9 protein-coding genes and 1 pseudogene are annotated in these 12,495 nt (G+C 72.2%); 7 read left to right on the top strand and 3 right to left on the bottom strand.

From position 1 onward, the window contains the following. The coding region (locus VGD70_RS00660) for an acyl carrier protein (protein WP_331076994.1) at positions 1-699 on the bottom strand (699 nt) is incomplete at its 3' end. A 25-nt stretch (positions 700-724) separates the two neighbouring features. Then, the gene (locus VGD70_RS00655; RefSeq protein WP_331076992.1) at positions 725-2,080 is read right to left on the bottom strand and encodes an FAD-dependent oxidoreductase; all 1,356 of its coding nucleotides are present in this window, start codon (positions 2,078-2,080) and stop codon (positions 725-727) included. A gap of 242 nt (positions 2,081-2,322) precedes the next feature. On the opposite strand from VGD70_RS00655, the gene VGD70_RS00650 reads away from it, so the two are divergent. From VGD70_RS00650 to VGD70_RS00625, 6 genes are read left to right on the top strand one after another with little or no spacing between them, the layout of a single operon-like run. Continuing rightward, the gene (locus VGD70_RS00650; RefSeq protein ID WP_331076991.1) at positions 2,323-2,991 is read left to right on the top strand and encodes an O-methyltransferase; all 669 of its coding nucleotides are present in this window, start codon (positions 2,323-2,325) and stop codon (positions 2,989-2,991) included. A 13-nt stretch (positions 2,992-3,004) separates the two neighbouring features. Then, a complete protein-coding gene (locus VGD70_RS00645; RefSeq protein ID WP_331076989.1) occupies positions 3,005-3,844 on the top strand; it encodes a 3-hydroxyacyl-CoA dehydrogenase family protein in 840 nt (279 codons plus the stop codon). Positions 3,845-3,875: 31 nt separating this feature from the next. Then, complete coding sequence (locus VGD70_RS00640; RefSeq protein ID WP_331076987.1) at positions 3,876-4,151, top strand: acyl carrier protein; 276 nt, start codon at positions 3,876-3,878, stop codon at positions 4,149-4,151. Next, positions 4,144-5,268, top strand: a complete 1,125-nt coding sequence (locus VGD70_RS00635; protein ID WP_331076985.1) for an acyl-CoA dehydrogenase family protein — start codon at positions 4,144-4,146, stop codon at positions 5,266-5,268. The genes VGD70_RS00640 and VGD70_RS00635 overlap by 8 nt, the downstream gene beginning before the upstream one ends. A gap of 19 nt (positions 5,269-5,287) precedes the next feature. After that, complete coding sequence (locus VGD70_RS00630) at positions 5,288-6,382, top strand: HAD-IIIC family phosphatase (RefSeq protein WP_331076983.1); 1,095 nt, start codon at positions 5,288-5,290, stop codon at positions 6,380-6,382. Positions 6,383-6,434: 52 nt separating this feature from the next. Further along, positions 6,435-7,286: an alpha/beta hydrolase gene (locus tag VGD70_RS00625; RefSeq protein ID WP_331076981.1), complete on the top strand. Its 852-nt coding sequence runs from the start codon at positions 6,435-6,437 to the stop codon at positions 7,284-7,286. Here VGD70_RS00625 and VGD70_RS00620 read toward each other — a convergent pair. After that, a complete protein-coding gene (locus VGD70_RS00620; RefSeq protein ID WP_331076980.1) occupies positions 7,283-7,819 on the bottom strand; it encodes a hypothetical protein in 537 nt (178 codons plus the stop codon). The two genes, VGD70_RS00625 and VGD70_RS00620, sit on opposite strands and share 4 nt — an antisense overlap. 266 nt (positions 7,820-8,085) lie before the next feature. On the opposite strand from VGD70_RS00620, the pseudogene VGD70_RS00615 reads away from it, so the two are divergent. Continuing rightward, positions 8,086-12,495, top strand: a pseudogene (locus VGD70_RS00615) (beta-ketoacyl synthase N-terminal-like domain-containing protein); the annotation flags it as partial.

Below are 12,495 nucleotides of genomic sequence, written 5' to 3'. Positions count from 1 at the left end.
GCCGCGCAACGAGGTCGCGTCGATCCGGGCGTGCTCGAACGCCTCCCACACGCCCTCCAGCAGCAACCGCTGCTGCGGGTCCATCGCCAGCGCCTCACGCGCGTTGATCCCGAAGAACCGCGCGTCGAAATCCGCCACCCCGCTGACGAACCCACCCGAGCGGGCGTGACTCGCCCCCGGCGCGTCCGGATCCGGATCGAACAACGCCTCCAGGTCCCAGCCCCGGTCGGTCGGAAACCCCGACACGGCGTCGCGACCCGACGCCACCAGCTCCCACAGATCCGCCGCCGAGGACACCCCACCGGGGAACCGGCACGACACCCCCACCACCGCGATGGGCTCGTCGACCGGCACGACCGCGGGGGCGGCGGTGACTTCCGTCCGGTCCTCGGCCGGCGCGACCCGGTCCACCAGATAACGCGCCACCGCCGCCGGGTTCGGGTGGTCGAACAGCAAGGTCAGCGGCAGCTCCAGGCCGGTCGCCTGGGACAGCATCTCGGTCAGCAGGACCGCCGCCATGGAGTTGTAGCCGTACTCCTGGTACGCCCGCTCCGGCTCCACCGACTCCGCGGTCTGGCCGACCAGCGCGGCCGTCTCCGCCCGGACGAGGTCGAGGGTCTCGGTGAACCGGTCAGCCGCCGGCAACCCGTCGAGACGCTCGGACAACCGCGACCGCGGTGAGCTGTCCTGGTCGGCCATGGTTGTTCCTTCCTGGAACGAGGTGTCAGACGATCCGCGCGCGGATCAGGCGCGGGTACCTGTCCTGGACGGCCAGCGCGCCGGCCACCGCCCTGCTGCCGAGGAGGGTGAACGGCGCGGGCGGGAACCGCTTCTCCGCGCCGTTGACGAACAGCAGGTTCGTGTAGACGCTGTCCCTGCCGAGGATCAGGTCCCGCAGCGACTTGGCCGCCGTGTGCGCCACCGAGATCTCGTTGCCGCCGTAGCCGTACCCGTAGAAGATGCCGTCCCCGGTGCCGCCGACGTGCGGGACCCGCTCGCGGGTGACGGCGACCCGGCCGGCGTAGGCGTGGCTGAACGGGATGTCCCGCCACCGCGGGAAGTAGCGGGCGAGCACGCCGCGCAGCGCCGCGGTCGCCGACGGGTGCCCGTGGCCGGAATGGTCCGCCCCGCCGCCGCCGACCAGCAGCCGGTTGTCCGCGGTCAGCCGGGCGACGACGGCGAGGTTGCCCGCCTCCACGAAGCCCTCGCGGTCGGGCCAGTGCACCGACTTCAGCTCCGGTTCGGTCAGCGGCCTCGTGACCGCCGCGTAGCGCCACACCGGAACGACCGTGCGCCGGAACGCGGCGAACCGGTGCTGGTGGGCGTTGGTGGCCAGCAGCACCTTGGCCGCGGTCACCCTGGCATACGGCGTGGTCAGCACGTGCCCGCCCGCGGCCCGCCGCAGCGCGGTGACCGGGGTGGACTCGTGGACATGCACGCCGAGCTCACGCACCACCCGCAGCAGACCGCGCGCGAGCTTGTGCGGGTTGAGCAGCGCGCCGTCGGTCGTGAACGCGCCGACGATCGCGGGGGAGTCGACCCGCTCCCTGGCGTCGGCCGCGCCGAGCCGCTCGATCGAACGCCGGCCATCCAGTTGCTCGAGCAGGTCGCGGTCGCGCTCCAGCAACCGCAGCTGATGCCGGTCGGCCGCCACCCGCAGCTGGCCGGTCGTTTCCAGTTCGGCGTCCACGTCGTACTCGGCGCAGAACCGGCGCAGTTCCGTGATCGACCTGCCCACGACCGTGTGGGCGAGCGTGGCCCGCTCCAGACCGAACCGGTGGATCAGCGCACCCGGGCTGGACCCGATGGCCGGGCTCACGAAGCCGTCGTTGTGGCCGGACGCGCCCGCCCCGGCGTGGTCCGCCTCCAGGAGGTGGATCTCCAGGGACGGGTCGGCCTGCTTGAGGAACAACGCCGTCCACATCCCGGTGTACCCGCCGCCGACGACGGCCACGTCGCAGCGCACGTCCTCGCGCAGCGGCGGTCCCGGCCGCACCGGCTCGGTGTCCCGCCAGTAGACCTCGTGCTTGACGGGGACGTCGCTGTGTGCGTCGGTCGCCGCGTTCGCGGTCTCGGTCACTTCCCGCCTCCTCGAGCACATTTGACAATGGCGCGGAACCCTTTTCGAGAATTCGTCGAGCGATGCACGAGAGCACGTTGACCCCCCGGCGACGAAATCGAACGATACCGCCGCTCACGCGCTTCGATAAACCAAATCTCCCGGCGCCGGGAGATTTGCCGGACGAGTGGCCCTGCCGGCTGGCGCGCCCATATGCTCGCATTCGTCGCCGGTCCCACACACTTCCGCAGAAAGGGGGCGCCGTGGCGAACCAGCTCGATGTCGCGGGCGACCTGCTGGCCTATGTGCGGCAGGTCTCGCTTCGTGACGACGACGTCCTCCGCGACCTCCGCGAGATCACCATGGAGCTCCCGGCAGGCGAGAAACTCCTGGTCATGGCCGAAGAAGGCCAGCTGCTCGAGCTGCTGGTCGGGCTGTGTGGGGCGCGGCGGGTCGTGGATGTCGGCACCTTCACCGGCTACAGCGCGCTCTGCATGGCGCGCGCCCTCCCACCCGACGGCACGGTGGTCACTTGCGATATCAGCGCGCGCTGGTCGACTATTGCCGTGGAGCACTGGAAACGCGCGGAGGTCGCCGACCGGATCGACTTCCGGATCGGTGCCGGAAAGCAGATCCTCGGCGACCTGCTGGCCGAGTTCGGCGCCGACTCGGTCGACCTGGTGTTCATTGACGCGGACAAAACCGGCTACCGGGACTACTACGAGGGCGCATTGCGGTTGGTCCGCCCCGGCGGGCTGGTCGTCATCGACAACACGCTCTTCTTCGGGCGGGTCATCGACCCGGCCGCGCAGGACGCCGACACCGTGGCGATCCGCGCGCTGAACGACCTCCTCCGCGACGACGACCGCGTGGACCTCGCGCTGCTCCCGATGGGGGACGGCATCACCTTGGCGCGCAAGAAGCTGACCTAAGGAGACAGATCGCATGACACCTCGACTCACGGTGCTGGGAGCCGGGGTCATGGGCACCGGCATCGCCACGCTCGTGATCGCGCACGGCATCCCGGTGACGCTCGTCGACATCGAGCCCGCGGTGCTCGAGCGGGCGCGTGCCTCGGTCGACCGGCAGCTGCGGCACGCCCAGCTCCTCGGCGCGACACCGGACGGCGTGGCACCCGGGGAACTGACCACCAGTACCTCCGTCGCCGACTGCGCCGGGTCGCTCGCGGTCATCGAAGCGGTCAGCGAACACGCCGAGCAGAAGGACAAGGTCCTCCGCGAGGTGTCCGGCATCGTCGCGCCGGGCACGGTCCTGATCTCCAACACCTCCGGCATCCCGATCGACGAGCTGGCCGCCTCGGTCGAGCGGCCGGGCGAGCTCGTCGGCATCCATTTCATGAACCCCCCGTACCTGATCACGCAGGTCGAGGTGGCCCGTGGCCCGCGCACCAGCGACCGGACCATGGAGTCGGTGCGCTCCCTGCTGGACCTGGTGAACCGCCGCGGGATCGTGGTGAACGACGCGCCGGGGTTCGTCACCAGCCGGCTGCTGCACCCGATGATCAACAACGCCGCCCGGCTGGTCGGGCAGGGCGTCGCCACCGCGGAGGACGTGGACGCCCTGATGACCGGCTGCCTCGGCCACCCCACCGGCCCGCTGCGCACCGCCGACCTGATCGGCCTGGACAACCTGGCGGACTCGCTGGTGGCGTTGAGCGAGCGGCTCGGCGACGCGGCGTACCTGCCGTGCGAGCACCTGCTCGACAAGGTCGAGGCCGGCCAGCTCGGCCGCAAGTCCGGTGCCGGCTTCTACGAGTACGCCTGAGCGAAGCGACCATTCAACGAGGGATGACCCGATGACAAGCGACAGTGTGGTGACCGACGCCGGCACGGTGGCGTCGACGATCAGCGACTACCTCGAGGCCAAGGCCAACGCGCCGGTCTCGCCCGACACGGACCTCGCCGCGGCGGGGGTGCTGACCTCCATGGTGGCCATGGAGATCGTCGTCTTCCTGGAGTCCACGTTCGCCGTCTCGGTCGTCGGCCGTGACCTGAAGCTCGACAACTTCCGCACGGTGGACAACATGGTCGCCCTGGTGACCCGGCTCCGCGAGAACCCGGGCGATGTCTGACCCGCTGGCCGGCTCGTTGGACACCGACCGGGAGTTCGTCCGCGCCGCGGTCGCGGACCACGCCGACGCCTGGGACGCGGCCGGCACGGTGCCGATCGACCTGCTGCGCGAGCTGGGCAAGCGCGGCCTGCTCTGCGCGCAGGTCCCGACCGTCCACGGTGGACGCGGGCTGGACAGCCGGACCAACGGCGAGCTCACCGCGTACGTCGGGGCGCTGTGCAGCTCCACGCGGAGCGTGATGACCTCGCAGGGCATGGCGGCCTGGGCGATCCAGCGGCTCGGTGACCCCGAGCAGCAGGCGAAGCTGTTGCCCGAGCTGGTCTCCGGGCAGCTCGCCGCCGTCGCCTTCACCGAGCGCGACGCGGGCAGCGACCTGTCCGGCATCGCCACCGAGATCACCCCGGACGGCGACGCCGTGGTGATCACCGGGGCCAAGCGCTGGACCACCGCGGCCCAGTACGCCGACCTGCTCGTGGTGTTCGGCCGCTACCAGGGCGGCGCGGCCGCGGTCGTGGTGCCGGCGGCGGCCCAGGGGGTCCGGATCGAGCCGGTGCCGACCCCGCTCGGCTGCCGGGCCGCCGGGCACGCGCACGTGGAGCTCGACGGCGTGCGGGTGCCGGCCGGCAACGTCCTGGGTGGCGGCGGGCCGTCGATGGCGCTGCTGGTCACCACCGCACTGGCCTACGGGCGGATGTCGGTGGCCTGGGGCTGCGTGGGGATCCTGCGGGCCTGCCTGCGCGCGTCGACCGCGCACGCCGCCCGGCGCGAGCAGGGCGGCAAGCCGATCGCCAGGCACCAGCTCGTGGCCCGCCAGCTCGCCGAGCTGTTCGTCGCCGAGCGGAGCGCCACGCTGGCCTGCGAGTACGCCAGCGGCTGCTGGGACGAGAAGCGTCCGGACCTGGTGATGGCGGGGGTGCTGGCCAAGTACACCAGCGCCCGGCACGCCGCGGTCGCGGGCGCCGCCGCCGTGCAGATCCTGGCGTCGTGGGGTGCGGAGGACAGCGGCCTGGTCGCCCGCGCGTTCCGCGACGCGAAGCTGATGGAGATCATCGAGGGGACGAACGAGACCTGCCAGCTGCTGCTGGCCGACCACGCGCTGTCCTCCACCCGACCGTGACGCCAAGGAGTGAGCTCCCGTGAACCAACCGGTGGCACAGGTCAAGTGCCTGGTCTGGGACCTGGACAACACGCTGTGGGACGGCACCCTCCTCGAGGACGAGCGCGTCGAGCTGTTCGACGGCGTGCTCGACACCGTCAAGGCACTCGACGACCGCGGCATCCTCCAGTCGATCGCCAGCAGGAACGACCACGACCTCGCGATGCGCCGGCTGACCGAGCTGGGAATCGCGGACTACTTCGTGCTTCCCAGGATCGGCTGGGGCCCGAAGTCGGAGTCCGTGCGGGAGATCGCCGAGGAGCTCCGGTTCGCCCACGAGGCCATGGCGTTCGTCGACGACCGGCCGCAGGAGCGGGCCGAGGTCGAGCACGGCCTGCCGAGCGTGCGCTGCTACCCGGCGGAGCTGGCGTCGTCGCTGGCCGGCCTGCCCGAGTTCAACCCCACGACGATCACCACCGACTCCCGACGCCGGCGGCGGATGTACCAGGCGGGCTTCCGGCGCGACGCCGAGCGCGCCGCGTTCCGCGGGCCGGACCAGGACTTCCTGCGCTCACTCGAGGTCGAGCTGACGATCGACCGGGCCACCGAGGAGGAGCTCGGGCGGGTCGAGGAGCTCACCCTGCGCACCACCCAGATGAACACCACCGGCGTCTTCTACGCCGAGGACGCCCTGCGGACGATGGTCGCGAACCCCGCACACGAGGTGCTCACGGTGACGATCACGGACCGGTTCGGCCCCTACGGCGCGGTCGGTGTCGTAGTGCTCGACCGCCACCCGGGGGTGTGGCACGTCAAGCTGCTGGCGACCTCCTGCCGGGTGGTCTCCCTCGGCGCCGGCGCGCTGATCCTGAGCTGGCTGGTCGACCAGGCCGCCCGCGCGGATGTGCACCTGCTCGCCGACTTCAAACCGACCGAGCGCAACCGGATCATGGAGGTCACCTACCGGTTCGCCGGCTTCGCCGACGACCTCTGCCCGTGCCTCGAGCCGGTGCCACCGCACGACGCCGGCGTGCACCGGCTGCACCTGGCCCCCGCACCACAGGAGCTGTCGACGGTGATCACGCTGACCGCGGCCGATCTCAGCGCGACCGAGAGCTGGGCGCGGGCCAGCTGACCGAGCGGCCGGTATGGTGGGCAACCGGCTCAGGAACCGGAGGAGGAACGCCGTGCCACGTGTCGGGCTCTCGGCAGGCACCATCGACTACCAGGACACCGGCGGCGACGGGCCGGTGCTGGTCTTCACCCATGGCTTCCCGATGAACGAGACCCAGTGGCGCAAGGTGATCCCGCATTTCGCCGGGTACCGGTGCGTGCTGCCCACGTTGCCCCTGGGTGCGCACCGCACGCCGATGAACCCCGACGCCGACCTGACGCAGCGCGGTGTCGCCCTGCTGCTCGGTGAGTTCCTGGACGCACTGGACCTCACCGACGTCACGTTGGTCATGAACGACTGGGGCGGGGCGCAGTTCCTGGTGACGGAGGGCCGGGCGGACCGGGTCGCCCGCCTGGTCATGGTTGCCTGCGAGGCCTTCGACAACTTCCCGCCCGGGCCCGCGCGCCCGCTGGCGGTGCTGGCCGGGATGCCCGGCGGGGTCTGGCTGATGACGCGGCTGTTCGGGCTGAAGTTCTTCCGGCACAACAAGAAGGCCTACGGCGGGATGAGCCGCACCGGCATCCCGGACGACGTCCTCGACGACTGGTTCGCACCGGCGACCGCCAGCAAGGAGATCCGCCGCGACCTCGCCAAGTTCGCCACCACCACGCCCCGCGCGACGGTGCTGCTGGAGTGGAGCGAGCGGCTGCGCGACTTCGACCGGCCCGCGCTCGTGGTGTGGGCCGCCGACGATGTGATGATGCCGCGCGAGCACGGCGCGCGGCTCGTCGAGCTGCTGCCGAACGCCCGGCTGGTGGAGATCGCCGACTCGGCCACGCTGATCCCGGAGGACCAGCCGGACGCGCTCGCCGCGGCGCTGTCGGAGTTCCTGGTGCAGAACGGCGCGGAGCCGGTACCCAGCTAGCTGTTCAGCTGGCATCCGCAGTTCGGGCAGACGACGACATCGACGGGCGCCTGCTCCTCGGCGTGGGTCTTCGTCCGGTTCGCGCTTCGCCGACCGCGTGCGCGGACCTCCTCGCGCAGCCCGCGCGCGGACAGCTTGGTCTCCTCGGCGAAGGTCAGCAGGTCGTCCTGGTCGGCGGCGTCCAGCGCGGACACCTCGGAGTGATGGCTCCAGGACAGTGCGGCTCGACGCCGGTCCGGGGCGAACCTGGACGCCACGTAAGCCATGTTCATCAGCGTCTGTGGGTCGTAACCGGTGATGCGCGCCGCGCGGGAGTATTTCTCTCCGAACTTCGCGTTCCCGTAGTTCATCCAGTCGCCGATCCACCACGCGACTCCGCGACCGATCGACCCGAGCCGCTCGCCGTGCACGATCCATTGTGCGCAGTCGAGGTCCGCGGCCGGCGCCCAGGCCACCGCGCTCACGGTCGCCCGGTCCCGCTGTCCGTGCCGGGGGACCGTGGTGGGTGCGGTGGATGTCAGCACTTGTGGCACGTGATCCTCCTTGCCGTTGGCCCGTCTGGCTTGGTGCGAAGCTACCCCGCGGAGCGGTGCTGACTGCTCGGCTCGCTAACCGTCCTCGAGCCGGCTCCGATCGATACCTCGGGCCTATCAAGGCTCTCTCGACAGACCGTCTTGGCGGGCTCGAGCGGGCCCGGTGCCGCGGTCGGGCCGTCTTAGGCTCGCGACGTCCGGTCGGATGGCCATCGGCCGACATCTCTCGTTCCGCCGCCACCAGCGATCCCGGAGGTGTTGCCGCCATGACCGATGACAGCAAGGCACTGTCGTACCTCAAGCGGGTGACCACCGAGCTGCAGGAGACCAAGCAGCAGCTGCGGCGGTCGGTGGAGGCGGCGCGGGAGCCGATCGCCGTGGTGGGGTTGTCGTGCCGCTTTCCCGGTGGGGTGTCGTCGCCGGAGGAGCTGTGGGAGCTGGTGGACACCGGGACGGACGCGGTCGGGGAGTTCCCGCCGGACCGGGGCTGGGACGTGGAGGGGCTGTACGACCCGGATCCCGACCACCCGGGGACGAGCTACACGCGGTCGGGCGGTTTCCTGGCGGACGCGGCGGGCTTCGACGCCGGGTTCTTCGGGATCAACGCGCGTGAGGCGCTCGCGATGGACCCGCAGCAGCGCCTGCTGCTGGAGGGCGTCTGGGAGGCGTTCGAGAACGCGGGGATCGACCCGGCCTCGGTGCACGGCGCGAACGTCGGCGTGTTCGCCGGTGCGTCCACATCGGACTACAGCCACCTGTCGCACTCCCGCGCGGACCTGGGCGGCTACTGGGGCATGGGGTCCTCGGGCAGCGTGGTCTCGGGTCGGGTGGCCTACTCGTTCGGGTTCGTCGGCCCGGCGCTGACCGTCGACACGGCGTGCTCCTCCTCGCTGGTCGCGGTGCACCTGGCGGCGCACTCCCTGCGCCGCGGCGAGTGCTCCCTGGCCGTGGCCGGCGGGGTCACGGTGAACTCGACGCCCAGCGTGTTCGTCGAGTTCTCCCGGCAGCGCGGGCTGGCGGCCGACGGCCGCTGCCGGTCGTTCGCGGCCGGCGCCAACGGGACGGGCTGGTCCGAGGGCATCGGTGTGCTGGTGCTGGAGCGGTTGTCGGACGCCCGCCGCAACGGCCACCGGATCCTGGCCGTGGTGCGCGGTACCGCGGTGAACCAGGACGGTGCGTCGAACGGGTTGACCGCCCCGAACGGCCCATCCCAGGAACGGGTGATCCGGGCGGCACTCGCCGACGCCGGTCTGTCCACAGAGGACGTGGACGCGGTGGAGGCGCACGGGACCGCGACGGTGCTGGGTGACCCGATCGAGGCCCAGGCCCTGCTCAACACCTACGGGCAGCACCGCTCGGCGGACCGGCCGTTGTGGCTGGGGTCGATCAAGTCGAACATCGGCCATGCCCAGGCGGCCGCCGGCGCGGCGGGTCTGATCAAGATGATCACGGCCATGCGGCACGGAAGGCTGCCCGCGTCGCTGCACGTGGATTCCCCGACGCCCAAGGTGGACTGGTCGGCCGGTGGGGTCGAGCTGCTCGCCGAGGCCCGCGAGTGGCCGCGGGTCGATCGGCCGTGGCGGGCCGGGATCTCGGCGTTCGGCGCGAGCGGCACGAACGCGCACGTGATCATCGAGCAGCCGCCGGCCGAGGAGCCGCCGGTGGAGGTCGTCGCCGACCTGCCGGTGCGGGCGGGCTCGGTGGCGTGGGTGGTGTCGGCGCGGTCCGAGGCGGCCCTGGAGGCACAGGTTCGCCGGTTGCGGGACTGGGTGGCGGCCCACCCCGACGCGGATCCGGCGGCGGTGGCGTGGTCGCTGCTGCGGCGGACCCGGTTCGAGCACCGCGCGGTGGTGGTCGGCGCCGACCGGGACGAGCTGTCGGCCGCGTTGGACGCGATCCTGGAGGGGCGGCCCGGTTCGGGGGCGGCGCTGGGCCGGGCCGGTGGGCGGGCCCGGGTGGCGTTCGTGTTCCCCGGTCAGGGCGCCCAGTGGGCCGGCATGGCCGTCGAGTTGCTGGACTCCGCGCCGGTGTTCGCCGAGCGGCTGGGGGAGTGCGCCGAGGCGTTGGCCCCGTACCTGGACTGGTCGCCGCTGGACGTGCTCCGCGGGGCCGAGGGCGCGCCGTCGCTGGAGCGCGTGGACGTGGTGCAGCCGGTGCTGTTCGCCGTGATGGTGTCGCTGGCCGCGGTGTGGGAGTCGGCCGGGGTGGCACCGGACGCGGTCGTGGGGCACTCGCAGGGTGAGATCGCCGCGGCGTGTGTCGCGGGCGCGTTGTCGTTGGCGGACGCCGCTCGGATCGTGGCGGTGCGGTCGCGGCTGCTGTACGAGCACACCACGGGTGCGGACGGCGCGATGCTGTCCGTCATCGACACCGAGGCGGCCGTGCGCGCACGCATCGCGGACATCCCCGGGGTCGGCGTGGCCGCCGTCAACGGACCCCGCTCGGTCGTGGTCGCCGGCGACGCCGAACCCCTGAACCGCCTGGAGAAAACCCTGTCCCAGGCCGGGGTCATGCGCTGGCAGGTGCCCGGCGTCAACTTCGTCGGCCACTCCGCCGCGGTCGAGGTGATCGAGACCCCGTTGCGGGAGGCGCTGACCGACCTCGAGCCACGCCCGTCGCGGGTGCCGTTCTACTCCACCGTCACCGGCGCCCTCGTCGACACCGAGACGCTCGACGCCGACTACTGGTACCGCAACCTCCGCGACACCGTCCACTACCACCCCGCCACCCGCACCCTCCTCGACGACGGCCACACGCTCTTCGTCGAGATCAGCGCCCACCCCGTCCTCGCGATGGGCACCACCGAGACGATCGCGGACCGCGAGAGCGACGCGGCCGTGGTCGCCACCCTGCAGCGCGACGACGGCGGCGACCGGCGGCTGCTCACCTCGCTGGCGCAGGCCTACGTCGCCGGCGCCGACGTCGACTGGACGGCGGTGACCGCCCCCGCTGATCTCGTCGAGCTGCCCACCTACGCCTTCCACCACCAACGGTTCTGGGTCACGCCGACCCCGGACGCCGGGAACCTGACGGCGGCGGGACTGGCCAGCGTGGACCACCCGCTGCTGGCGGGCTCGGTCCACCTGGCGGGCGGCGGGTGGCTGTTCACCGGACGCTGGTCGGTGTCGGACCACCCCTGGTTCGCCGATCACGCGGTGTTCGGGCAGGTCGTGGCGCCGGGGGCGGCGCTGGTCGAGCTGGTCGCCGGCACGGGCGCGCGGATCGGCGCTCCGGTGGTCGCGGAGCTGACCATCCAGGCGCCGCTGTTCCTGGCCGAGGACACGCCCACCACCGTCCAGGTCGGCGTGGGCCAGCCCGACGATGCCGGCCGGTGCACCGTCACCGTCCACTCGCGAGCGAGCGACGAGCAGGAGTGGGTCGAGCACGCTGCCGGCACCCTGACCGCCGCCGGGGATGCGGTGGACGGGCTGGGTGGGGAGTGGCCGCCCGAGGGTGCGGTCCCGGTGCCGGTCGACGGGCTGTACAAGTCGTTGGGGGAGCGGGGTTTCGGCTACGGGCCCGCGTTCCGGGGGCTGCGCGCCGCGTGGCGGCTGGGGGACGACCTGTACGCCGAGGTCACCGCGGCCGGGGACACCGTGGCCGACACCGTGGCGGAGAACGCCGGGTTCCTGGTGCACCCGGCGACCCTGGACGCGGCCTTCCACGCGGTCCTGACCGACTCGGCCGACGGGGTGGTCCTGCCGTTCGCGTGGTCCGGCGTGCGGTTCCACGGTGCCACCTCGGGGCAGCTGAGGGTTCGGTTGTCCCGGGTCGGTGCCGAGACGGTGCGGATGCTCGCCGCCGACGCCGCCGGTACGCCGGTCATGTCGGTGGACTCCGTTGCCGGGCGGCCGGTTTCGGTCGAGCAGCTCGCGGCGGCACGCACCACCGGCGAGCCGGTCTACCAGGTGGAGTGGGTGGACGCGGGTGCCGTCGCTGGTTCGGTCGGCGCTGTCGCGGTGCTCGGTGCCGACCTCGACGGTGCGGGTGTTCGCCGGTATGCGGACCTCGCGGCGTTGTTGTCCGATGTGGACACCGGCGCCGTCCTGCCCGAGTTCGTCGTCTACCCGGTGATGGCTGCCGCGGAAGGCACCGTCCCGGAACGCGTTCGGGACAACACCACCCGGGTGCTCGCGCTGCTGCAGGAATGGCTCACCCACCCCCAGCTCACCCACACCCGCCTCGCCCTCCTCACCCAAGGTGCGGTCGCGACCGGCACCGAAGACGTCGACGTCACCATCGCCCCCGTATGGGGACTGGTGCGCAGTGCCCAGACCGAGAACCCCGACCGCTTCGTCCTGATCGACAGCTCCCCCGACCTGACCGAGCTGCGTGCCGGGTTGGCGGTCGGCGAACCCCAGGCAGCCGTGCGCCAGGGCCGGGTGCGGGTACCGCGCCTGACCCGCACCACCCTCCCCACCCCGACCGGGCCGGTGTTCGACGACACCGGCACCGTCCTGATCACCGGCGGCACCACCGGCCTGGGCGCATTGTGTGCCCGGCACCTCATCACCCAGCACGGTGTCCGGCACCTGGTGTTGGTCAGCCGCCGCGGCCCCGACACCCCCGGCATCTCGGACTTGATCGAGGACCTGACCGCCACCGGCGCGACTGTGCGGGTCGAGGCCTGCGACGTCTCCGACCGCGCCGCGCTCGCCGCTCTCCTGGACACCATC

The sequence above is a fragment of the Actinophytocola sp. genome, from assembly GCF_036402745.1.
Classification (GTDB): domain Bacteria; phylum Actinomycetota; class Actinomycetes; order Mycobacteriales; family Pseudonocardiaceae; genus Actinophytocola.
The sequence above is the reverse complement of the archived record's forward strand: the minus strand, read 5'-3'. Positions and strand labels throughout refer to the sequence as shown.